Genomic DNA, 22,604 nt, shown 5'->3' with positions numbered 1-22,604 from the left:
TTATTAGGAGGAAATAAATCGCTGATAGAAAGTTGGAAAAAGATGAACTCTGCCCACAACAAGAATGAGACAACCTTTCAGAGAAGTATGAAAAGCCGGCACCTCTTTATGCTTTCCTTGGGAGGTGTCATCGGAACCGGGCTGTTTTTAAGCTCAGGTTATACCATTCAGCAAGCAGGCCCGGCCGGAACGATACTCGCCTACTTAGTCGGGGCCGGCATCGTCTATCTGGTCATGCTATGCCTCGGTGAGCTGTCAGTCGCCATGCCTGTGACCGGCGCCTTTCACACCTATGCAGCCAAATACATAGGGCCGGGCACCGGATTTACGGTTGCTTGGCTGTACTGGCTGACATGGACCGTGGCATTGGGATCAGAATTCACAGCAGCCGGCCTGTTAATGCAGCGCTGGTTCCCCCATACATCGGTTTGGATGTGGAGTGCCGTCTTTGCGCTGTTCATTTTCTTGCTTAACGCATTTTCGGTCAAGTTTTTCGCTGAATCAGAATTTTGGTTTTCCAGCATCAAAGTATTAGCCATTGTATTATTTATTCTTTTAGGCGGCTCTGCCATGTTCGGCATCATCCCGATCAAAGGCGGAGAAGCCGCACCGATGCTGTCCAACTTCACCGCGGAAGGCGGGCTTTTTCCAAATGGATTTGTCCCGATTTTGATGACGATGCTGTCCGTTAATTTTGCCTTTTCGGGAACGGAACTAATCGGAATCGCAGCCGGTGAAAGCGTTGATCCTGACAAGACGATACCAAAAGCGATTAAAACAACGGTCTGGCGTCTCTCACTCTTCTTTGTCGGAACAATTTTTGTGCTGTCAGGGCTGATTCCGATTCAAGATGCAGGTGTCATCAAAAGCCCGTTTGTCGCTGTTTTTGACAGAGTTGGTGTACCATACGCAGCCGATATCATGAACTTTGTTATCCTGACAGCGATCCTGTCAGCGGCTAATTCCGGACTCTACGCTTCTTCCCGGATGCTGTGGTCTTTATCAAAAGAAAAAACGCTTCATCCGACATTTGCAAAGCTGACGTCAAAAGGAACCCCTTTTAACGCGCTGGTGTTCAGCATGATCGGCGGCATTCTGTCGTTGCTGTCCAGCGTATTTGCGCCAGACACTGTATACGTTGTGCTCGTGTCGATTTCCGGTTTTGCCGTCGTTGTCGTGTGGATGGGAATCGCTGCTTCTCAATTCATGTTCAGAAAACGTTATATCGAAGCGGGAAACAAGGTTACTGATTTGAAATACAGAACCCCTTTGTATCCGTTCGTGCCGATTGCAGCGTTCCTGTTATGCCTGGCTTCCGTTGTTGGCATTGCCTTTGATCCGAATCAAAGAATCGCACTCTATTGCGGCGTTCCATTTATGGCCATTTGCTATGCAATATATTATGTAAAAAACCGCAAAAGCGAGCCGGCTGCTGATATGACTTATTCAAAATAAAAAGAACCTGCCTTCAGGCAGGTTCTTTTTCGATTTTCACACTTCCACTGTCCAGTTAAACGGCCCTTTCACCTTGCCAAGCTGAATATCTGTTATCGTTTCATACAGCTTTTTCGAGAGGTCCCCGATTTGCCCGTCTCCTACAATCACCGTTTTTCCATGAATGTTGAGTTCACCGACAGGCGTAACGACGGCTGCCGTGCCTGTGCCGAAGACCTCTGTCAATTCTCCGCGTGCAGAGGCCGCATACACCTCATCAATCGATATTCTCTCTTCACGAACCGGAATGCCCCAGCTTCGAATCAATTCAATCGCAGACGCGCGTGTCACCCCGCTTAAAATGCTTCCGCTTAAAGCAGGTGTGACAGCTTCCCCGTTTATGACGAAAAAGATGTTCATGCTTCCCACTTCTTCCACATATTTCTTTTCGATGGCGTCCAGCCACAGTACCTGGTCATAGCCCAGTTCATTCGCTTTCCGCTGTGCCTGAAGACTGGCGGCATAGTTTCCAGCCGTTTTTGCAAACCCGACTCCTCCGTTGACCGCCCGCACATACTCATCTTCGACATAGATTCTAACCGGCTTCAGCTGATCGTCGCCATAATAGGAGCCGACAGGCGAAAGCACGATCATAAATGTATAGCTCCTGGATGCCTTCACACCGAGACTCGGTTCTGTGGCAATGACAAAAGGACGAATATACAGTGACGTTCCTTTTTTCTTTGGAACCCAATCTTTCTCCAGCTCAACTAATTGTGTCAATGCCTCAAGCACCAGCTCTTCGTCTAAAGGGGGCATGCTCATGCGCTCACACGATCTGTTCAGCCGTTTGATATTTTGATCCGGACGGAACAGGAGCACCCTGCCATCCTCTGTTCTGTATGCTTTTAATCCTTCAAAAACAGCCTGGCCGTAATGAAAAACAGATGAAGACGGATCGAGCGTAAGCGGTGCGTACGGTGCAATTCTTGGATGATGCCATCCAATTCCCTCTTCGTAGTCCATCACAAACATATAATCTGTAAAATATTGTCCAAACCCCAAGGAAGACGGGTCGGGCTTTTCCTTATAATATACAGTTTTTTCTCGTTCAATAAGCTTATTCAATCTAATCAGCACACCTTTCATATAATTGTTTAAATATTCAGTCTTTTTAAGGCTGCAAAAAACATACAGCCCTTCCTTTCATGATACGCCGCTCCACACCGATAAATTTCAGAATATTCTTTAGGATCATCAGCTATTATACACCACATTCATTGTCAGATGAAGCTGAAATTAAAGAAAAACAGCCAGTTTTATTCTGGCTGTTTGATTTAGACCGCTAAACAAAGGACGACAATGTGGCAAATCAGCAAAATATACACTGCGAATACAAATTGCCAATTGATCTTCCACGCCCATGCAAACACCACCATCAAAATAGGCAGCATCACAGTCCCCGCCAGCTTGTTAACCGTCAGATCCGGACTGTTCGCAACATCATAATGAATCGGCATCTGCGTCGGCAGAAAAGGGTAAAATACAATTGAAAGGATGAATGCAGCAATCACTGCTCCCCACAGCACTTTTCCATTCGTAAATAAAAACATAGAACCACCATTCCCTTCTTAAAACACATTGCTTTATGAATGATATGACTGTTCTACGGTGAATTTCGTTCGGTCTCCCCGGGTAATAATTTGCGCATATTCCACCACTTCTTCATTTTTATCATAGGTAAGGGATTCTGATAAAAACGCAGGCGCTCCGACATTGGTTAATAAGTGGCCGCTGATCGTTTCATCGGTTAAAATCGGTTCGATCGATTCCGTGCCCCTGCTGATTTCAATATTGTATTTTGTCCTTAACAACTCAAACAGCGAGCCGGTGCATTCCTCCTGCGCCAGCCCCGGTGCCGCCTTCCAGGGAATATATGAGGTATGATACTGCAAAGGTTCCCCCTCGGCGTATCTGACTCTGACAAGCTTGTTGACAGGTTCATTCTCTTTCATTTTCAAAAGCTCGGCAATGGAGTGATCGGCAGGAATCACCACAAGCTCAAGCACTTTTGATTCAGAACGAAGGCCTCTCATTTGTTCTGCAAAGCTCGTAATCTTATGCGGAATCGGCGTTTGTATTTTTGCCGCCGATACAAATGTCCCTTTTCCTTGAATTCTTTTAATATATCCCTCAAGCTCCAGCTGCTGAAGGGCCAGTCTCACAGTTGTTCTGCTGACATCATATTGTTCGCAAAACTCACTCTCCGTCGGCAGCTGATCATTCGCCTGATATTTGCCCGATTTAATCAACTCAATGATTTTAAACTTGATCACAGAATATAAAGCTGTCATTTCATTCTCCCCATTCTGTATGCAATCCGTTCTTTTTCATTGAGACCATAATACCATTTGCCATCCCAATATGAAAGATTTGTATCCTTCTTTTATAACAAATTTTCAGAAATTAATATTGACAGTTTGATAAGGGCGGTGCTAAATTCGTAATGACAAGTATCATAAATTGGTCATAACAAATATGGTGCTTGTCTATCTCTTTGAGGGGGTGTCACATGAAGATTCTAATCGCCGAGCACTACGAAGAACTCTGTAAGTTAAGCGCTGCCATTATTAAAGAACAAATACAAGCTAAGAAAGATACCGTTCTCGGCCTGGCAACAGGAAGCACACCGGTCGGCTTGTATAAGCAGTTGATTTCAGACTATCAGGCAGGCGAAATTGATTTTTCAAAGGTTACTACATTTAATTTGGATGAATACGCTGGTCTCTCTCCATCTCATCCGCAAAGTTATAACCACTTTATGCATGAGCATCTATTTCAGCATATCAATATGCAGCCTGATCATATTCATATCCCGCAAGGAGACAACCCGCAGCTTGAGGCGGAATGCAAAGTATACGAGGATCTCATCCGCCAGGCGGGAGGCATTGATGTCCAAATTCTCGGCATCGGCGCCAATGGCCATATCGGTTTTAATGAACCGGGATCTGATTTTGAAGACCGGACACGTGTTGTGAAGCTCTCGGAAAGCACGATACAGGCAAATGCCAGATTCTTCGGCGGTGATCCGGTGCTGGTGCCGAGACTCGCGATTTCAATGGGCATTAAAACCATCATGGAATTCAGCAAACATATTGTGCTTTTAGCAAGCGGCGAGGAAAAAGCAGACGCCATTCAAAAGATGGCTGAAGGTCCTGTCACGACAGAAGTACCAGCCTCCATTCTTCAAAAACACAATCATGTAACCGTTATCGCCGATTATAAAGCAGCTCAAAAATTAAAGAGTGCACCATGCTCATAAAACAATAAAAGGAGACTGTCATGTTTAAAAAGGCATTTCAAATTCTGCAGCAGCTTGGCCGCGCGTTGATGACTCCGGTTGCCGTCCTGCCGGCAGCAGGTCTTTTGCTCCGTTTCGGAGACAAGGATTTACTGAACATCCCTATTATAAAGGATGCAGGCGGCGTTGTATTCGATAATCTCCCGCTGATTTTCGCCGTAGGGGTCGCGATCGGATTAGCCGGCGGAGAAGGTGTAGCCGGACTTGCCGCTGTCATCGGATACTTAATTTTAACCGTCACCCTCGACAATATGGGAAAATTACTCGGCCTTCAGCCTCCGTATGAAGGAGCCGAGCACCTGATTGATATGGGGGTTTTCGGAGGAATCATCATCGGGCTTCTCGCCGCCTATTTATATAAGCGATTTTCATCAATCGAGCTGCATCCGGTCCTTGGATTTTTCTCTGGAAAACGCTTTGTCCCGATTATTACTTCCGTCAGTTCATTGGTGATCGGCGTCATTTTCTCATTCGTTTGGCCGCTGATCCAAAACGGAATTAACGCAGCCAGCAGTTTAATTGCCGATTCAACAGTCGGCCTGTTCTTTTATGCAACGATCTATCGTTTGCTGATTCCTTTTGGCCTGCATCATATTTTTTATACGCCTTTCTATTTTATGATGGGAGAATACACAGACCCATCAACAGGCAACACCGTAACCGGAGACCTGACAAGGTTTTTCGCGGGAGACCCGACAGCCGGGCGCTTTATGATGGGGGATTTCCCTTACATGATTTTCTGTCTGCCGGCAGTTGCTCTTGCCATTATCCATACCGCGCGTCCGGAAAAGAAAAAAATGATCTCCGGCGTGATGATTTCTGCGGCGCTCACATCTATGCTGACCGGAATTACAGAGCCGGTTGAGTTTTCTTTCTTGTTCGTTGCGCCCGTGCTCTATTTGATTAACTCTATTCTTGCCGGCGTCATCTTTGTCGTTTGTGATTTATTCCATGTCCGCCACGGCTATACGTTCTCAGGCGGCGGAATTGACTACGTCTTGAACTACGGACTGTCTACAAACGGCTGGGTTGTCATTCCTGTCGGGATCGTGTTTGCTTTCATTTATTATTATTTGTTCCGATTTGCGATTCTGAAATGGAATTTGAAAACGCCCGGCCGTGAGACAGATGAAGACGGTCAGAATGAGGAGAAAGCTCCAGTTGCAAAAGACCAGCTTGCCTTTCACGTGCTGCAGGCCTTGGGCGGACAGCAAAATATCGCTAACCTGGATGCATGTATCACAAGGCTTCGTGTGACCGTCCATCAGCCAAGCCAAGTCAGCAAGGATGAATTAAAACGGCTTGGTGCAGTAGGTGTGCTGGAGGTCAACAACAACTTCCAAGCAATATTCGGAACCAAGTCCGATGCCTTAAAAGACGACATCAAAACAATCATGGCCGGAGGCGTCCCTGCCACCGCCGCCGCGCTGGACACGGTAACTGACAAACCGCAGAAGCCCGATTTCGGTGAGACCTTTATTTATCCGATTAAAGGAGAAACAGTCTCTTTAGGGGATGTGCCTGATCAAGTCTTTTCAGAAAAAATGATGGGCGAAGGATTTGCGATTATACCATCAGAAGGAAAAGTCGTTGCACCTGCGGACGGCGAGATCGTCTCGATTTTTCCGACAAAACACGCCATCGGCTTTATGAGCGCCGGCGGTACTGAAATCCTGATTCATGTCGGCGTTGATACCGTCAAACTGAATGGGGAAGGCTTTGAAGCACATGTCACAAGCGGACAAGCCGTCAAACAAGGCGAACTGCTTCTCACCTTTGATCTCGATTACATCAAGCAGCATGCCGCTTCAGCCATAACACCAGTTATTTTCACAAATACCTCTGAAGAAGATCTAAAGCACATTCAAATGAAGTAAAAAAGTCCCCCCTGCTGCGGGAGACTTTTTCGCCAACATAATGAAAGCGCTGTCAAAATAAAATAACTTGAAAAAAGGTGTTTGCATTTGAATCACGAATGATATGAATATGCCTACATTCTATCGTTCTAAAGGGGGATTCATTTGAAAAAATTAATCGCGTTTCAAATTTTAATCGCTTTGGCTGTCGGCGCGGTGATCGGCCACTTTTTTCCTGATTTCGGGATGGCACTGAGGCCTGTTGGAGATGGATTTATCCGCCTGATTAAAATGATTGTTGTGCCGATTGTATTTTCTACCATTGTCATTGGAGCCGCAGGAAGCGGAAGCATGAAAAAAATGGGCAGTCTCGGCATCAAGACGATCATTTGGTTCGAAGTGATTACAACGTTGGTATTAGGGCTTGGACTTTTATTAGCGAATGTCTTAAAACCAGGTGTCGGGCTTGACCTCTCCCATTTGGCAAAAAAAGATATTCATGAACTTTCCGGCTACACAGACAAAGTTGTTGATTTCAAGCAAATGGTTTTGGATATTATCCCTACAAACATTATTGATGTCATGGCCAGAAATGATTTGCTTGCCGTTATTTTCTTCGCCATTTTATTTGGTGTCGCCGCAGCTGGTATCGGCAAAGCTTCTGAACCAGTAATGAAGTTTTTTGAATCTACAGCTCAGATTATGTTCAAGCTCACGCAAATCGTCATGGTCACTGCTCCTATCGGCGTGTTAGCCCTGATGGCAGCTTCTGTGGGCCAATATGGCATTGAACTCCTCCTCCCTATGTTTAAGCTGGTTGGCACCGTATTCCTTGGCCTGTTCCTGATCCTCTTTGTCCTCTTTCCGCTTGTCGGTCTCATCTTTCAGATTAAGTATTTCGAAGTATTGAAAATGATATGGGATCTGTTTTTAATTGCATTTTCCACCACCAGCACTGAAACCATTCTCCCTCAGCTGATGGATAGAATGGAGAAATACGGCTGTCCCAAACGAGTGGTATCATTTGTCGTTCCCTCCGGCTTGTCATTGAACTGTGACGGCTCCAGCTTATATTTATCGGTTTCTTGTATCTTTCTCGCACAGGCCTTTCAAGTAGACATGACATTGTCCCAGCAGCTGCTCATGATGCTTGTGCTTGTGATGACCAGTAAAGGCATTGCAGCTGTACCCTCAGGATCGCTTGTAGTTCTTCTGGCGACTGCCAATGCTGTAGGACTGCCGGCTGAAGGCGTTGCCATTATCGCGGGTGTTGACCGCGTCATGGACATGGCGAGAACGGGCGTGAACGTACCGGGACATGCGATCGCCTGTATCGTGGTATCAAAATGGGAAAAGGCCTTCCGCCAAAAAGAATGGGTTTCCGCAAACAGCCAAACTGAAAGCATATAGAAAAAAAGAACACCTCAATACGAGGTGTTCTTTTTTTATTCAGCAGCAGCGTGATCTTCTGTTTCAATCGCTGCCAGTCTTGCGTTTACTTCTTCTTCTGTCATATTATGCTCTTTCACATACAGGTTTCTTGGGTTCGTGCGGCATTCGTGGCTGCAGCTGCGCATATATTTATACTCATTTTCCGGTGTGCATATCATTTTTTTATTGCAAGATGGATTTGCGCAGTTCACATAACGCTCACACGGTTCTCCTGTAAAGTAGTCCTTGCCGACAATCACATGCTCGACACGGTTGACAGGCACGCTGATTCTTTCATCAAATACGTAACACTGGCCGTCCCAAAGCTTGCCTTGCACCTCTGGATCTTTTCCGTATGTCACGATTCCGCCGTCAAGCTGTGCTACATCTTCAAAGCCTTGCTTCACCAGCCATCCTGAGAACTTTTCACAGCGTACGCCGCCTGTACAGTACGTTAAAATCTTTTTGCCTTCAAGCATATCTTTGTGTTCTTCGATCCATTCAGGTAATTCGCGGAAGGCTTCGATGTCAGGACGGACCGCACCTCTGAAATGGCCAAGGTCATACTCGTAATCATTACGCGCGTCGATGACAATTGTGTTTGGATCCTGCATCTTCTCATAAAATTCTGCAGGCTTCAAATGCTGGCCTGTTGTTTCGTTCGGATCGACATCATCTTCAAGACGAAGCGTTACAAGCTCTTTTTTATGGCGGACGAAGATTTTTTTGAAGGCATGGCCTTCTGCTTCATCAATTTTAAATACCATGTCCGCAAAACGAGGATCAGCTTTCATCGTTTCCATATATTTTTCAGTCTGTTCAACCGTACCTGATACCGTACCGTTAATTCCTTCAGAAGAAACAAGGATACGGCCTAACAAACCAAGCTCCTTACAAAAAGCCAGATGCTGCTCTCTAAACGCCTCTGGATCTTCAATCGGAACATATTTATAGTAAAGTAATACTCTGTATTGTTTTTCCATGTTTTAAACACCCTGTTCAATTATAGTTAGTTGCTATGCACACTCTTACTATATCATACAGGAAAATGCCGCAAAGATGAACAGATCCGCCCAGACTGATAAAAATAACCAAGCTCTTACAAACCTAAGCAGCACAAGGGTTTATTAAAAACAAATAGTATTTTCCATTAACTTACTAGTAAAAGTAGTTGTCTGAAAACTATTTTTGTAGTTCCTCTTCAAAAGATAAATTTACCGGTTCATCTAAAAGTTCTCCCGGCATTTCAAGGTTTGTTGAAGGAACGCTCTCATCTACCTCTTCAAAAACAACATGATCCATCCACACCTGACCCGGCCCAGATAATTGAACGCCAAAAGATATCACAGCGCTATTTTCTGGGACATCTAAAACGATAGCATAATGATTCCAATTGGTTGTTCCGGTAATAGGTCTGTTGCTCATATTATCAAATTGGAGAACATCATCAGCAGCACTGTCAACCCGCATCCAAAGTGAGGCAAAATGCTGCACCCCCTTTGTTTTGATAAAACTTGATAGACGAAGCCTTTTTCCTAGATAGCGATCTGCTTTGAATTGCTGCATCATCGTCGCAAATTCACCGATATCCTGCACCATCGTTGACTTTAAATACCCTGAAGCTTTTCCCTGATGTACATTTTCCCGGTCAATCCCCATTTCGAATTGGAACGGATGGCTCCCGCTCAATACCCAGCCTTTCATTTTTTTCTCCATGTAAGATTCCTCCTTTTTTGAAGTAAAGCGTTTCATAAATGTTCGGTATGCTCCTGGCGGCATGTGATACATCTTTTTGAACGTCCTCGTAAATGCTTCTTGAGATTCAAACTGATAATACAAAGCAATATCGATAATACGATGATCTGTATAAAGCAAAGCTGCCGCCGCATTCGCAAGACGTCTTAACCGAATATAAGAAGCAACCGACATGCCGACTTCTTTTTGAAAAATCCGATGAAAATGGAATTTTGAAAAGCTTGAAACGTTAACAATATCCTCGTTTGATATTTGCTCATGTAAATGTGATTCAATCCAATTGATTGTTTTCTGGACAGCTTTTTCATAATACATTGCACGCTCCAATCTCCTTTCTGTTTTAGAATAATGGATCACGGATTATATGTTTTGATTATTTTTGCGATATGTAAAAATCCCCTGTTTACCACAGGGGACACCGCTCACTTGATAATGACTGACGGCGTGATATGCTCCAGCCAAATGACACCATCATATTGTTCCTTCAGGATCATCTGCTCTTCCATGTACCCCAATAGAGCGCAGTCCGCGGGGTATACATCCACGAAGTGCCTTTCTTGTTTTTTGTATGGAGAAAATCAACAAAAACAGCCGGTCGGTCCGCCGCTTTCAGCAAAGCTTCAATGCTCCCAGACGGCGGCGGGCTTGTAACCGGCTTAACAGTCTTATTATCGGAGCTATCAAGACTCGCACCTGAGTAAGCATAAATGCCAATCGTATATGTTTGTTTTTTCAGCCGCTCCGGCAAATAATCACCCATGTTAGGGCCGTTTAGCTGTACCCAGTCCTTTATCATCTTCGTATTCTGTTTGCGTAGATGGTAATAGTGGCCCCAGACAATGATTTTCTTTTTCGGATAAAGGGTGTCGGCTACCCACTGAAATTGTTCAGCCATCATGCGGTCTCTCATAAAGAATGAAAAATTCTCAATATTCTCCGGATACTCCTCTAGTTTTTCTTTCATTTCTTCCAGCATATATGTTTCCATTACGTCAATTCTCAGCTGAAGAGAATGCATAAACATCTCATAAGCTTTCGGCTCTTTTGGAAGGTTTTCTTTTAGCTCTGAAGCATGTGTTTTAGTGAACTTGATCAGCTTCTGATAGATTTTCACAAGCTTTTCCTTCTTTTGCGAAAATTCATCAAACGTATTGCTGTCTGTCACTAATGTTGAAAAATCATTTTCTGATTGGGAGAGCAACTCTGCTTTCTCAGGGTCCACCGCTTTTACCCAATGAGTCGCAGCATCATTGAATGAATTCTTCATGCTTTGAATATCAAAACCGGTAAGGATCAGCGGATCGCCTTTCTCTTTTTGCTCTTTCATGTAATCAAACAATTCAACGACATCTTCTGTGTGCCATACAGCGTAAATGGAGTTTTTCATCGTGCTTTTAGGGGTTAATTGGTCCATATTAAGGTAGGATGCATTTGTATCAGGAAAGCCAGACTCAAATGCCAATACATCGTATCCCAGCTCTTCGTGGAGATATTTGATCATTCTGACCTTTGTGGCGTTGATTTCACCAGCGCCGTGTGTCGTTTCCCCTAACTGAACGATTCGTTTTCCTTTCAGCACCTTCTTCAGAAAGTGAAGGTCTTTGTTTGAAGCATTGGAAGCATCCAGTGGCTGTGCATGTCGTTCAATCCATGAATCCCAATATTTTTCTTCAGAAGCAGCACGTGCCGAGACTGAAAAAGAAGAAAACGCCAGACAGACAATCAGCAGCGGCAGAGTCATTCTCACTATCATTCGTTTCAATTCTATCTCTCCTTTTCTGCTAGGTTCTCTAGTCATTACGAGATAGATATAGAAAAAGATTCCTTTTTTCACCAACAAAAAAAAGCTTCTCTGTTGAAAGAAGCTTTAGCTGGATTCTCTCATCACCTGATGAAAGTAAAACCGATACGTATTTCGTAAAAATGTCTCAACCGGAAGCTGCACATCCGCTTGGTATTTGCTGATGATGAATGGAAACCGCTCGATTCCTTTTTCGCGCAAATTGTTCGCTTGTTCATCATCTATTTCCTTCTCTTGCAAAACCGCTTCAACGATCGGCCAGCACACTTCTCGCACTTGCCGCAGGACGGCTTCATCTCCGGTGTTCTGATAATCTGTAATCCAGCTGATGATTTGTTTCTCCATAAGTCTCACCTTTCTTCAAAAAAAGAGGCGCTGCGTTTATGCAAGCTCCTCTTTTTACTCTTCATAACCTATCAGTTCTCCGACTTGGACTTCTTGGCCTTCTGCTAAATGGGCGGACGGCTGGAACGCGTCTTTTTCAAAAATCAAAATGACCGTTGAGCCAAATGAAAAGTATCCCAGCTCTTCGCCGATCTCCAATTCAGTACGGGTATTCGTCTGCACGATAGAATTAATATTCATCGCGCCGACAGGAATCATCAGGAGATTTCGGCTGCCGCTATTCAGCTCGTACACAAACCGGTAATTTTTCGACAGCACATCTTTCCCGTATTTTAAGCCTAGTTGATTTACCGGGTATGAGCGATTTCCAAGCTCGGCCAGCTTTTGATACCTGCAGCTGATCGGAGAATGGAAACGGTGATAATGCCTCGGGCTTAGATACAGCACGACGAAGTAACCGCCATTGTATTGATGGTCTGCGCTTTTACAGCCGGTCAGCTCAGCGAATGAGTAATCTTTTCCCTTCACCGTAAAGGTTTGATTCGGGTTGATGATTCCTACCGTCTGAACTACACCATCAACAGGGCTGACCACCGCATGCGCCTCTTTTGACACAGGGCGCCGCTCCAGATTTATTTGTCGAATGAACAATTCGGACAGCGATCCGTAATCAGCAGCCGTACCGTCCACATCATCCCAATTCAGCCGAAAATGTTTTGAGAAAAGCGGAATGACCGGTTTGCTGATTTTCGACTCGCAAAATCCTTTAATCAGATAGGATGACAAACGATGATTCGTCAGCTCTATCAATGATCGATACAGAATCTTTACAGCCGTATTAAACATGAATAATCCCTATAACCCTTCCGATTGTAATAAAAACAAAGCACCATAAAAAGGCGCCGATTGCAGCAAACGCAACATACGTTTTCAGATCCATTTTGCCGATCCCCGAAAAGTAGCACGTCACATGTCTGACGCCGGGAATAAAATAACCTAAAATAAGAGAATATGGACCGTATTTCTTCATCCATTTTTCCACTTTCATCATTCTTTTTTCTTTTAAGCCGACCCACTTGCCGTACTTGTCAATAAACGGGCGTCCGGCTTTTCTGCCAATCATGTAGCTGATCAGCATACCTAACAAAGCCCCGACAAAACTAATCAATATCGAAAGCTCATAATTCAATACATCGGTATGCGTGAAATAGCCAACAACGGTCATCATCACTTCATCTGGAATCGGCAATCCTACAATTCCTAATACCAGCATCAAAAAAATAGCGAGATAACCGTAATCCGCTATGAGCTGCTGAACTAATTCCATCTCCCAGACTCCAGGTTTTCTGCCGCATGTTTTTTAAAATGAGGGAATTTTATTTTACTCACCATCAAATATGAGAGTCCGCAAGTGCCGATTGCCAGAAGGATCGGGTTATAGGTGAAGCTTAAAATAACGAGACACATGCCCGCAAACGGAATCGGCATACCGATAAACGTCGGGAGCTTGCTTTGTTCAATGTTAAATTTAGAGAGGCGAAGCATTCCGCAAATGCTGTACGTCAATGCGCATAAGATCCCGATAAATGGCAGGGTATACAACGCGACACTGTAAGCAAGCATAGAAGGAGCCACCCCAAACGTAACCAGATCGGCAAACGAATCCAGTTCTCTCCCCATATCAGAAACGGCATTCAGCTTACGAGCAGCCATCCCGTCAAAGAAATCAAGGAACATGCCTGTAAAAATAAAAAGCACTGCTGAATGAATGTTGTGATATAGCAAGGAATGAATCGCCAGCAATCCGCAAATGAAGTTTCCTATCGTAATCATACAGGGGATGTAATTCACAGTGTAACCAAACCTCCAATTGTAAAACCATCTATATTATTTGACGATAGTGATCGAATAGCGTTACAGGAAAAATTTTTCTCCAATAAGCATGATAACATAGAATGCTCACAAAAAAAGCAGCATTCAAATTCTATTATTATACAACATTTGTTACCTTTTGAAAAATGAATGCCAATCTTTTCATGTTCCTTACTATTTTATTCCCCCGCATAAAAAGGACAAGACGCGTTGATTGACGTACTCTGACTGCTCCAGAGATAACAGATGTCCGGCGTTCTTTACGATTTCAGCCTGAATTCCCGGCACCAATACCGAAGCCCGCTCAAAGGCCATTTGCTGATGGTACATGGCCTCGTGCTCACCGAACATCAGCAGTACCGGGACTTGTATCGATTTCAATTCCTGGTCTGTGAACACGTACGGAAAGCCGTTTTCTGTCGGCTTCAGGCTCCTTTGCTCATCCTGCCATTCCACGCCCGCCACAATTTGTCTTTGCAGTAAAGGATGCAGATCATAACTGTCGCCTGTGATCCACTTGATATATGATTCAGCTCCTCTTGCCCCTGTAAGCTCTGCAGCGTATTTATAGACATCCGGATGAAATGAAATAAACGCTTCAGCGGGACTCATAACAACCGCCCGCTCTACTCTTTCAGGCGCGCGGAGTAAGAAATTCACGATATGGGACCCGCCAAGCGAAAGGCCGGCCAGGTGTGCCGTCTCAAGTCCAAGAGAATCAAAGACATCTTTCATCCATTCTGCAAAATCAGCTCTCGTTTCCATGGCTGATGATGGTATACTTTTATTTTTGTCTCCTATTATATCGACCGCATATGTACGAAATTGACTGCTCCACGCTGCGATATTCGGATACCACATCGCAGAGCTGAAAAGGCCTCCGTGAAGCAAAATGAGCGAAGGTGCGTCCTTTGGCCCACTTGCAATGATATGTGTTTTTCCAAAACGAGTAGAAACATAGAATGCTTCCGACTCAATCGGCCACAAAGAAAGGCTTTGATCATATGCCTGGTAAAAGCGCAGACCACTTTCAACCGCGGCAAACTGCATTGAATCTTGTATCATCTTCTTCTTTTTCCTCCGGGTATGATTGATATAAAGGATAACGCCCCTTTTGTCTCGTAAGAAAAAATACCTATTTCTTATTATCTCACATAATAAATTTCCAGTATATAGTTTGGTTTCCTGCAATAAATAAAAAAGGCAGTTCCCTTAAAATCAAGGAAACTGCTATTCTTTGAAGACTAATGGAATGGCATGATCTTTCATATCCTCTGTTAACGAGATGTGATGGGTTACTGATGTTTCACCCTTCGTCAACGCGACTGAGTAATCGCCTTTTCTGCCGGTATCCCATTTGATATCTCCGTTTTTGTCTGTTTTACCGAGTATCTCGCCAATCTCTGTACTCGGCTCCTCATCTGAAGAGGGCGCTTTGACAATCGTCACTTGAACCCCTTCGACCGGCAGCCCCTTAGCATCCTCCACATGAAGAGTGACAGGAATAGTCGTTTCTTTTTGAGAAGAATGCGTCTGCGAACTGCACCCGCATAAAAACAAAATAGACATGAATATGGCTAATTTGCTGTATTTATTGATTTGCCCAATATTGAATATTGTTGAATACATCGTTCGTCACCCTTGTTCCCAAGTTATATGACGATCCTCCGTTCGTGTGAATGGCAATAGCTGTCTGCCCTGTATCACTGTAGTTTCGATAAACAGGCGAGCCGCTTTGGCAGCCGTACGTATCGGTTGTATAGGTCAGCTTATACGTTTCAGCGGAGCGAATCGGCTTTGTATCAGACCACATCGTGCCAAAGGTTTTGTCACACGGGAATCCTGTCACTGACGAGGAAAGGCCCACGGGACTGCTGCTGTTTGTAGTCCGGTAGCCGTACCAGCCAACCGTGTTTCCAGGAGAACCGTTTAATTTAATAGCTCCGTAATCATAATTAGTGTCTTTGCTTTCCGTCCATCCTTTGACGGAGTAAAACATCGTGCCTGAATAAGTACCGTACGGATATGACGAACCATTGCGGCCCGGCGCGGCAGTTATCGTCGAAGCCCATCCATGATCCTGGCTGTACACACAATGTCCAGCCGTGACGACTGTATTTGGATTGACTAAAAATCCGGTACATCCATAAGTGCTTGAAGTGTTGGGATACTTGATTGACAGTTGAACGGTTGCTCTATATGGAAAAGATGTCGTGCTGGAGATTCTGGTGCGTTCATCAGTTCCGATAATGCTCGAAGGCTGTAAGGTTTGAATATTTTTCTCCAGTTCCGTTTGGCCGCCGTATAACGATTTACTTGCTTTTCCGGTTCCCTCATAAGGGGCGGAAACCTGTTCTGCTTTTGACGTTTGGTTTTTCGGGGCATCAGCTTCTTTACCAGTATTCGATACAGAAGTTTGCGGGTTCTCTGCCGCTTTTGCCGGTACGCCAAAAGAAACCGCTGCTGCCAAAGCCAAACACAAAACCGTTAAGTAAGCGAACCATTGTTTTCTGAATCTTGGAACTAATTTCATTTTGTCATCTCCCTCCTTTAGTGTCAACCACCCGTATCGATGGAAGACTTTTACATTATAATCAGGTTTCTGATTCTTATGATAAAACTTTTACGGAGAAAGAAAAAAACAGGCCTTGTCCCATGACAAGACCTGTTCAAACTCTATTTTAAAATTAGCTGGTCCAACGCTTTCTTTGCATTCTCTCTTGCCGTTTCAACTGAATCAGCAGCAGAAAGCGCAACTGCCATACGACGTCCGGCTTTTGTTATCGGCTTTCCAAAGACGCGCACTTGAGTCTTTGGGACTGCCAGTGCGTTTTCCAATCCTTCAACAGTGTAATCCGCTAATTCTTCCGGCGCTTTGAGGGGCCTGCTGGCGCCAGGAGAAAGCTGTGTGATTTCTGTAATCGGAAAGCCGAGAATCGCCCGGACATGCAGCGCAAATTCTGACAAATTTTGCGTCACCAGCGTGACAAGACCCGTATCATGCGGACGAGGAGATACCTCACTGAAATATACCCTATCTTTCGCAAGGAACAGCTCAACACCAAACAGGCCGTATCCGCCAAGCTCATCCGTGATCGTTTTCGCAATATGCTTCGCTTCTTCTATTTGCTGCTCTGTCATATCATGCGGCTGCCACGATTCGATATAATCCCCGTCCTTTTGCACATGACCGATCGGCTCACAAAATGCCGTACCGTTAACCGCACGTACGGTTAAGAGTGTGATTTCTGATTCGAAAGGGATAAACTCCTCAACGATCACGCGGCCGTTTTTCACCCGTCCGCCTTCCATCGCCGTCTCCCAGCAGCTCTCTAAATCCGCTTCAGAGCGGCACACACTTTGGCCTTTTCCAGAAGAACTCATCAATGGTTTAACGACACAAGGAAAACCGATCTGAGCTGCCGCTTGTATAAATTCATCATATGTATTCGCAAATTCATAGCCAGCTGTCGCAAGTCCAAGCGTTTCCGCCGCAAGTCGTCTGATGCCTTCCCGATCCATCGTCAGCTTGGCCGCACGGGCATTCGGGATAACGTGAAATCCTTCCTCTTCAAGCTTCAGCAATTCATCCGTCGCAATCGCCTCAACCTCAGGCACAATCAAATCCGGATTTTCTTTCTCAATGATGGTTCTGATCTGCTCTGGGTCCAGCATATCAACGACATAACTGTTATGCGCGACCTGCATCGCCGGAGCATGCTCGTAACTGTCAACTGCCACCGTCTGTACCCCAAGACGCTGGGCTTCAATCACTACCTCTTTACCTAATTCACCTGAACCTAACAATAAAACCTTCTTTGATTGATACATCTTTGCCCCTCCTATCTGTTCCAAACCATTATAACTGAAATATTTGAAAAATAAATTTTTATTAAAAAAGATAAAATTATTATTGAGGGTTAAAATCTTTTAAATTCTTAAACGAAAGCAGACAAATAACGGTCTGCTTTCTCTATTCCTAAACAGCAACATCATACAAGAAATCCCCCAAAATCATGCTACACTTAATCCAAGACCACCACACCGACAGGAGGCATCCCATGCAAAACGAAACCCGCACACTGCAGCTTGACCCACACCTTCATATAGAAGCCTACCGCTTCAAGGGAATTATGCAGAAGTTCCCGAACCACTTTCACGATTATTATGTGATTGGATTTATTGAAAAAGGGCAACGGTATCTGGCCTGTCAGGATCAAGAATATATCATCAATCCAGGTGATCTTCTCCTCTTTAACCCCCGTGACACGCATAGCTGTGAACAGATTGACGGCCGGACGCTTGATTATCGGTGTATCAATGTCATGCCGGATATCATGGAGAAGGCGGTGAAAGAGATTACTGGCTCCGGGCATCTCCCTTATTTCTCCCAGCATGTGTTATTCCGCCATGAGCTGACAGCCAGCCTGCAGGAATTGCATATTTTGATATCCGAGGAAAAACAAGCTTTGCGTAAGGAGGAGCTGTTTCTTCATCTATTAGAGGAGCTGATCCGCCATTATTCAGATGTCACGTTCCTTAGCAGCGTTCCAGAACCATCAGACGAAGTCAAAATGGTTTGTGAATTTTTAGAAGAGCATTATGCCGAAAATGTTACACTCAATGATTTGAGTGAATTAACAGGCTGGAGCAAGTATCATTTATTGCGTTCATTTACAAAACAAAAAGGCATTACCCCTAATAGCTACATGGAAACAATCCGGATTAATCAAGCCAAAAAACTCCTTGAACAAGGGGTAAGGCCGATTGATGCGGCATTTCAGACAGGATTCAGCGATCAGAGCCATATGACGAAGTTTTTTAAACGGCAGGTGGGGCTGACGCCGAAGCAATACATGAAGATTTTTGAAAAGGAGCTTCACAGATGAACATACAAAGAGAAACTTCGGGGCATATCGCAGCCATTGTGACCATTCTGATTTGGGGGACGACCTTTATTTCGACAAAAGTTCTGCTGGCTGACTTCTCTCCAATGGAAATATTATTTTATCGGTTTTTGATGGGCTTTATCGCTCTTATCCTCGTCCGTCCCAACATGATTCCGTTCAGAAATTGGCGGCAGGAGCTGTTGTTTGCCGGAGCTGGTTTATTTGGCGTAACCTTATACTTTCTATTAGAAAATATAGCTCTCACCTATACATACGCCTCCAATGTCGGCATGATCGTGTCCATTATACCGATGATCACTGCGGTTTTGGCCCATTTTCTGCTCGAAGGCGAAAAATTGCGTCTGACTTTTTTGATTGGATTTATCTCGGCACTGATCGGGCTTTTATTGATTACGTTTAACGGCAATGTGGTACTGCGTCTAAATCCGCTCGGAGACATCATGGCAGCCGGGGCTGCTCTCGTGTTTGGCGGATACTCGATATTCATGAAAAAATTAAGCGCCTACGAATACCACATCATCGAGCTGACACAGAGAGTATTTTTGTATGGTTTATTGTTTATGGTTCCCGCTTTATTTTTGTTCGACTTCCATTTTGACCTAAGCCGATTTTCATCTGCTTCAAATATACTCAACATGCTTTTCTTAGGGATTGGCGCTTCTGCCCTGTGCTTCGCCACTTGGAATTATTCAGTTGGCGTGCTCGGAGCCGTCAAATCCAGTGCGTATATTTACATGGTCCCGGTTATCACGATCGCCGCTTCTGTCCTGATTCTGCACGAAAACATGACATGGATCGCTCTTCTAGGAGGCGCGCTTACACTTTTAGGCCTCTACATTTCAGAGCTGAAACCGAAAGCGAAGCTGATGGAGAATGGATGTAAAATGGATGCTTAATGTCTAAATTACAGTTTATGGGTAGACGACAGACATCTCACGCTGCGTTACAAATCAACTATTATAAAAATATGTTAAATAGTCTCAACTTCCCAATAGATGTTTGAGGTTTTACGCTTATAATCGTTCAGAACGCTTCAAACAAAAATCCGAAAACGCCCGCATAGTCGGTATGATCGACTTCGTATTAGAACAAAAATACAAAAAAAGCATCTCTGAATAATCCCAAATCAGAGATGCTTATCCTCTGCTCTCATCACTTCTCTACCACAGCCGCACTGTCACGCGTAACCGCAGCTGGCTCCCTCAGCATCATATTCATTACGCTCGCAAGCACGAGCATTCCAATCGACAAATAAAAAGCCAGTGTATACTCACCCGTTACCGTATAGATGACGCCGGGCACATACGCACCTAGTGCCGATCCGATCTGATGGGCGAGTGACAGCCAGCCAATCATGAGGCCGATCGAGTAGTTTTGAAAGTACTGGGTGGCGAGCATTTGAGTCGGTGCTACCGTTGCAAAGTCCACTAATCCAAACAGAATCGCAAAGGCTAAAAGCAAGTAGGGCTCGTGGCTGTAAATAAGAATCACGATCGACAGCGCCCGCACCGCATATAAAAAGCACAGGATTTTCCGGCTGCTCCACCGGTCCGCTACAATTCCGGACAGCAAGATGCCAGCAATATTAAAGCCTGCCAGCAGACTGACAGCAGCACTCGTGACTGTCGTTGAAAAGCCATGATCATGAGAAAACGGAATCAAATGGGTATCCATCAGCCCCACGGTCGTAAATCCACAGATCAAAAACGGAAAAATCAAGAACCAGAATTGCCTCATACGAAACATCCCGGCCACTGAAAGAGCTGTTGTTTTGGGTGCTGTTTCTTTTTCTGATGCAGCCAGTCCGCCTATCGGCTCTGTATTCTTTTCTGAAGGATTGTTCCGAAGCATCAGCAGCGCAGCCGGAAAGACAATCACGATTAACAGCAGTCCCAACACCACAACCGTCAGCTTCCAGCTAAACCAATGGATCAACATGAGTGAGCCGGGAACGAGAAGCATTTGCCCCGCGCCAAAGCCTGCTTCCATGATCCCAAAGGCTAGTCCCCGCTTTTTGCTGAACCAATTGACGACCAATACACTTGCCGCCACATTCGACGCTCCTCCCACTCCAAGCGAGACACCCAGCCCATAAAGCAAAAACAGCTGCCAAGGCGAAGTCACAAGGTATGTTAAGAAAATGCTGACTCCTGTCAGTAACGCACTCCATGCCAAAACAGCCCGGGCACCCCATTTGTCCACAAGCCGACCGATCACAGGCTGTGATATGCCATAAACAATAAAACTCATCGTCGAAATCAGCGAGATGGTGCTTCTATCCATTGAAAATTGCCGTTCCCACGGCTCCACAAACGCACCAAACGACAGCCGCACCCCCTGAACCGCCAATAAGATCAAAAAGGTGACGGAGACGATGATCCACGCATAATGCAGTCTTTTCATGACAGCTCCAAATCCCACCGTTCTTCTGTCAGCTGCTGTCCCCATAATGGCGCTTCTTGTTTTACTTCACTTATCCTGAATCCAAATTTTTCATAGAGCGGACGAGCCTCAGCCATGGTGCTCACCGTCCAAAGGAAAATGCGGTCAAACTTCATGTCTTGGCAGTATGCAATCAGATGCTCCAGCAATTGCGTGCCGAGCCCCCTGCCCCGAAAATCCGCATCAACCAGAAACCATCTGAGCTGGACTGTCTTTTCATCGTGCTTGACCAACCCGACAGAGCCGGCAAATTTCCCGCCGCTTTCCGCAATCCATATTTTTTCGATGTCAGCGTCAAATGTCTCCTGAAGATAAGCTAAAAACGTGTCATCCCAACCGTGAGCCTCCGCGTAAAATTGTCTTTGTTTCTCAATAAGGAGTTGAAGATCCTCCGAAAGAAAATAATCTCTAATCGATATCTCTGATGCTCTGGCAGAAAGCGACTGTGAAAGGATCGCTTCAATCTCTGCCATCGCCTCGGCAAGCTTGTGCTGCTCCTTTTGGTTGATTTCCTTCAGCATCAGTTCTACTTGTTCGTTGGCTTTCTCCTCCAGCTTTTTATAAATCGTTTTTCCTGTTTCTGTGACAAAAATGTAATGGTGGCGGGCGTCATCTTTGCTCCTCTGTTTATAAATCAAATCTTCTTTTTCAAACTGCTTCACAATCCTGCTGACATATCCCCGGTCAAGCCCCAGCTTATCCTGAAGAGCTTTTGCCGTACAATTAGGCGTATTATAAATCTCAAATAAAATCCGTGTTTCTGTTAAGGAAAACGGGCTGTCGTAAATGTGCTCATTAAGGAAACCAAGGACGTTTGTATAAAATCGATTGAACTTTCTGAATTTTAACCCGACAGATGATTCTCTTGTTTTCAAATCAATCCCCACTTTCTAATATCGTTGACTAAAGCAATTATAATCACATATAGTTGCTTTAGTCAACGATATGTTAGAAAGTGAGGTCTTTTTAATTTCCTGATTCCTTCCTTTTCCTTACCACAATCAATGTGATATAGGATAAAGCCAGAGAAACCAAGCTATAGACAACAGCCCATCCCAAAAATGATTGATTAAAAATGGTAAAGGTGAGCACAAGAGAAATCACCAAACTAAGCATTGGCATCAGATACGGGTTTTTACAAATACAGGTCCCGACAATCGATAGCAGCATAATTCCTAACGGTAAAATAAAGAATGCGATATCTAATTCATCCACCTTTAAACAGCCTCCCTCCAGATTTTTATGTTACTAGTAAAAAAATATAATTGCATTTAGTAAAAGGATAATATTTACTTCCCTAAGGCCCAATTTGAAAATTACCCGTTTACATTCGCTCCGGACTATGATAATTTAAGAAAGCGCTATCATGATAAGTTAATAGCTTGGATGGAGATGAG

General features: G+C 44.6%; 22 protein-coding genes and 1 pseudogene. 6 read left to right on the top strand and 17 right to left on the bottom strand.

What is annotated here, in order from left to right:
• Window positions 1-42: 42 nt before the first annotated feature.
• Complete coding sequence (gene mmuP, locus NSQ12_RS01525; RefSeq protein WP_015715174.1) at window positions 43-1,455, top strand: S-methylmethionine permease; 1,413 nt, start codon at window positions 43-45, stop codon at window positions 1,453-1,455.
• Between the two features lie 36 nt (window positions 1,456-1,491).
• Here mmuP and NSQ12_RS01520 read toward each other — a convergent pair whose 3' ends face one another.
• The 3 genes from NSQ12_RS01520 to gamR form a co-directional block, all read right to left on the bottom strand.
• A complete protein-coding gene (locus NSQ12_RS01520; RefSeq protein ID WP_019712566.1) occupies window positions 1,492-2,562 on the bottom strand; it encodes a branched-chain amino acid aminotransferase in 1,071 nt (356 codons plus the stop codon).
• Between the two features lie 209 nt (window positions 2,563-2,771).
• Window positions 2,772-3,047: a DUF1648 domain-containing protein gene (locus tag NSQ12_RS01515; RefSeq protein ID WP_038428307.1), complete on the bottom strand. Its 276-nt coding sequence runs from the start codon at window positions 3,045-3,047 to the stop codon at window positions 2,772-2,774.
• Between the two features lie 33 nt (window positions 3,048-3,080).
• On the bottom strand, window positions 3,081-3,788 hold the full coding sequence (gene gamR, locus NSQ12_RS01510) for a transcriptional regulator GamR (protein ID WP_003234841.1): 708 nt from the start codon (window positions 3,786-3,788) through the stop codon (window positions 3,081-3,083).
• A 218-nt stretch (window positions 3,789-4,006) separates the two neighbouring features.
• Here gamR and nagB point away from each other — a divergent pair, with 218 nt between their 5' ends.
• From nagB to gltP, 3 genes are all read left to right on the top strand, one after another.
• Entirely contained in the window at window positions 4,007-4,756 is a 750-nt protein-coding gene (gene nagB / locus NSQ12_RS01505) for a glucosamine-6-phosphate deaminase (RefSeq protein ID WP_339175720.1), read from the top strand.
• Between the two features lie 20 nt (window positions 4,757-4,776).
• On the top strand, window positions 4,777-6,672 hold the full coding sequence (gene ptsG, locus NSQ12_RS01500; protein ID WP_173613872.1) for a glucose-specific PTS transporter subunit IIBC: 1,896 nt from the start codon (window positions 4,777-4,779) through the stop codon (window positions 6,670-6,672).
• Window positions 6,673-6,816: 144 nt separating this feature from the next.
• Window positions 6,817-8,061, top strand: coding sequence for a glutamate-aspartate/proton symporter GltP (gltP, locus tag NSQ12_RS01495; protein WP_014478694.1), 1,245 nt, complete (start codon window positions 6,817-6,819; stop codon window positions 8,059-8,061).
• Window positions 8,062-8,096: 35 nt separating this feature from the next.
• On the opposite strand, the gene NSQ12_RS01490 is transcribed toward gltP, so the two are convergent.
• From NSQ12_RS01490 to purT, 11 genes and pseudogenes are all read right to left on the bottom strand, one after another.
• Complete coding sequence (locus NSQ12_RS01490; protein ID WP_003246287.1) at window positions 8,097-9,065, bottom strand: rhodanese-related sulfurtransferase; 969 nt, start codon at window positions 9,063-9,065, stop codon at window positions 8,097-8,099.
• Between the two features lie 199 nt (window positions 9,066-9,264).
• Window positions 9,265-10,152, bottom strand: a complete 888-nt coding sequence (locus tag NSQ12_RS01485) for an AraC family transcriptional regulator (protein ID WP_003246240.1) — start codon at window positions 10,150-10,152, stop codon at window positions 9,265-9,267.
• Window positions 10,153-10,259: 107 nt separating this feature from the next.
• A pseudogene (locus NSQ12_RS01480) lies at window positions 10,260-11,599 on the bottom strand (erythromycin esterase family protein).
• A gap of 105 nt (window positions 11,600-11,704) precedes the next feature.
• Complete coding sequence (locus tag NSQ12_RS01475) at window positions 11,705-11,983, bottom strand: hypothetical protein (RefSeq protein WP_339175717.1); 279 nt, start codon at window positions 11,981-11,983, stop codon at window positions 11,705-11,707.
• A 54-nt stretch (window positions 11,984-12,037) separates the two neighbouring features.
• Window positions 12,038-12,829, bottom strand: coding sequence for a phosphatidylserine decarboxylase (locus NSQ12_RS01470; protein WP_080528866.1), 792 nt, complete (start codon window positions 12,827-12,829; stop codon window positions 12,038-12,040).
• Window positions 12,822-13,310, bottom strand: a complete 489-nt coding sequence (locus NSQ12_RS01465) for a DedA family protein (protein ID WP_003234861.1) — start codon at window positions 13,308-13,310, stop codon at window positions 12,822-12,824. The genes NSQ12_RS01470 and NSQ12_RS01465 overlap by 8 nt, the downstream gene beginning before the upstream one ends.
• On the bottom strand, window positions 13,301-13,834 hold the full coding sequence (gene pssA / locus NSQ12_RS01460; RefSeq protein WP_009966430.1) for a CDP-diacylglycerol--serine O-phosphatidyltransferase: 534 nt from the start codon (window positions 13,832-13,834) through the stop codon (window positions 13,301-13,303). The genes NSQ12_RS01465 and pssA overlap by 10 nt, the downstream gene beginning before the upstream one ends.
• A gap of 195 nt (window positions 13,835-14,029) precedes the next feature.
• A complete protein-coding gene (gene cesB, locus NSQ12_RS01455) occupies window positions 14,030-14,920 on the bottom strand; it encodes an enantioselective carboxylesterase CesB (RefSeq protein ID WP_046160009.1) in 891 nt (296 codons plus the stop codon).
• Window positions 14,921-15,085: 165 nt separating this feature from the next.
• The gene (locus tag NSQ12_RS01450; protein ID WP_038428303.1) at window positions 15,086-15,484 is read right to left on the bottom strand and encodes a YbfJ family protein; all 399 of its coding nucleotides are present in this window, start codon (window positions 15,482-15,484) and stop codon (window positions 15,086-15,088) included.
• Window positions 15,447-16,388, bottom strand: coding sequence for an extracellular metalloprotease Mpr (mpr, locus tag NSQ12_RS01445; RefSeq protein ID WP_046160008.1), 942 nt, complete (start codon window positions 16,386-16,388; stop codon window positions 15,447-15,449). The genes NSQ12_RS01450 and mpr overlap by 38 nt, the downstream gene beginning before the upstream one ends.
• A 143-nt stretch (window positions 16,389-16,531) precedes the next feature.
• The gene (gene purT / locus NSQ12_RS01440) at window positions 16,532-17,701 is read right to left on the bottom strand and encodes a phosphoribosylglycinamide formyltransferase 2 (protein ID WP_256683523.1); all 1,170 of its coding nucleotides are present in this window, start codon (window positions 17,699-17,701) and stop codon (window positions 16,532-16,534) included.
• A 215-nt stretch (window positions 17,702-17,916) separates the two neighbouring features.
• Here purT and NSQ12_RS01435 point away from each other — a divergent pair, with 215 nt between their 5' ends.
• Together NSQ12_RS01435 and NSQ12_RS01430 are read left to right on the top strand one after the other, a co-directional pair.
• Window positions 17,917-18,744, top strand: coding sequence for an AraC family transcriptional regulator (locus tag NSQ12_RS01435; protein WP_003246321.1), 828 nt, complete (start codon window positions 17,917-17,919; stop codon window positions 18,742-18,744).
• Window positions 18,741-19,661, top strand: a complete 921-nt coding sequence (locus NSQ12_RS01430) for a DMT family transporter (RefSeq protein WP_339175713.1) — start codon at window positions 18,741-18,743, stop codon at window positions 19,659-19,661. The genes NSQ12_RS01435 and NSQ12_RS01430 overlap by 4 nt, the downstream gene beginning before the upstream one ends.
• 256 nt (window positions 19,662-19,917) lie before the next feature.
• On the opposite strand, the gene NSQ12_RS01425 is transcribed toward NSQ12_RS01430, so the two are convergent.
• The 3 genes from NSQ12_RS01425 to NSQ12_RS01415 form a co-directional block, all read right to left on the bottom strand.
• Entirely contained in the window at window positions 19,918-21,168 is a 1,251-nt protein-coding gene (locus NSQ12_RS01425; RefSeq protein ID WP_087614845.1) for an MFS transporter, read from the bottom strand.
• Window positions 21,165-22,082, bottom strand: a complete 918-nt coding sequence (locus NSQ12_RS01420) for a helix-turn-helix domain-containing GNAT family N-acetyltransferase (RefSeq protein WP_089172442.1) — start codon at window positions 22,080-22,082, stop codon at window positions 21,165-21,167. The genes NSQ12_RS01425 and NSQ12_RS01420 overlap by 4 nt, the downstream gene beginning before the upstream one ends.
• Window positions 22,083-22,173: 91 nt before the next feature.
• Window positions 22,174-22,422, bottom strand: coding sequence for a YbeF family protein (locus NSQ12_RS01415; protein ID WP_003234879.1), 249 nt, complete (start codon window positions 22,420-22,422; stop codon window positions 22,174-22,176).
• Window positions 22,423-22,604 lie beyond the last annotated feature (182 nt).

Origin of the sequence: Bacillus sp. PS95 (assembly GCF_037963565.1) — a bacterium.
In the GTDB taxonomy this organism is placed as follows: domain Bacteria; phylum Bacillota; class Bacilli; order Bacillales; family Bacillaceae; genus Bacillus; species Bacillus subtilis.
Note: the sequence above shows the minus strand (reverse complement) of the source record. Positions and strands in the feature narration are given on the sequence as shown.

Bases quoted from the DNA above. Each gene is read 5' to 3' on its own strand.
- mmuP (WP_015715174.1), top strand. From the start codon at position 43: ATGAACTCTGCCCACAACAAGAATGAGACAACCTTTCAGAGAAGTATG.
- NSQ12_RS01515 (WP_038428307.1), bottom strand. From the start codon at position 3,047: ATGTTTTTATTTACGAATGGAAAAGTGCTGTGGGGAGCAGTGATTGCT.
- gamR (WP_003234841.1), bottom strand. From the start codon at position 3,788: ATGACAGCTTTATATTCTGTGATCAAGTTTAAAATCATTGAGTTGATT.
- nagB (WP_339175720.1), top strand. From the start codon at position 4,007: ATGAAGATTCTAATCGCCGAGCACTACGAAGAACTCTGTAAGTTAAGC.
- ptsG (WP_173613872.1), top strand. From the start codon at position 4,777: ATGTTTAAAAAGGCATTTCAAATTCTGCAGCAGCTTGGCCGCGCGTTG.
- NSQ12_RS01490 (WP_003246287.1), bottom strand. From the start codon at position 9,065: ATGGAAAAACAATACAGAGTATTACTTTACTATAAATATGTTCCGATT.
- NSQ12_RS01485 (WP_003246240.1), bottom strand. From the start codon at position 10,152: ATGTATTATGAAAAAGCTGTCCAGAAAACAATCAATTGGATTGAATCA.
- NSQ12_RS01475 (WP_339175717.1), bottom strand. From the start codon at position 11,983: ATGGAGAAACAAATCATCAGCTGGATTACAGATTATCAGAACACCGGA.
- NSQ12_RS01470 (WP_080528866.1), bottom strand. From the start codon at position 12,829: ATGTTTAATACGGCTGTAAAGATTCTGTATCGATCATTGATAGAGCTG.
- NSQ12_RS01465 (WP_003234861.1), bottom strand. From the start codon at position 13,310: ATGGAATTAGTTCAGCAGCTCATAGCGGATTACGGTTATCTCGCTATT.
- cesB (WP_046160009.1), bottom strand. From the start codon at position 14,920: ATGATACAAGATTCAATGCAGTTTGCCGCGGTTGAAAGTGGTCTGCGC.
- NSQ12_RS01450 (WP_038428303.1), bottom strand. From the start codon at position 15,484: ATGTATTCAACAATATTCAATATTGGGCAAATCAATAAATACAGCAAA.
- mpr (WP_046160008.1), bottom strand. From the start codon at position 16,388: ATGAAATTAGTTCCAAGATTCAGAAAACAATGGTTCGCTTACTTAACG.
- NSQ12_RS01435 (WP_003246321.1), top strand. From the start codon at position 17,917: ATGCAAAACGAAACCCGCACACTGCAGCTTGACCCACACCTTCATATA.
- NSQ12_RS01430 (WP_339175713.1), top strand. From the start codon at position 18,741: ATGAACATACAAAGAGAAACTTCGGGGCATATCGCAGCCATTGTGACC.
- NSQ12_RS01425 (WP_087614845.1), bottom strand. From the start codon at position 21,168: ATGAAAAGACTGCATTATGCGTGGATCATCGTCTCCGTCACCTTTTTG.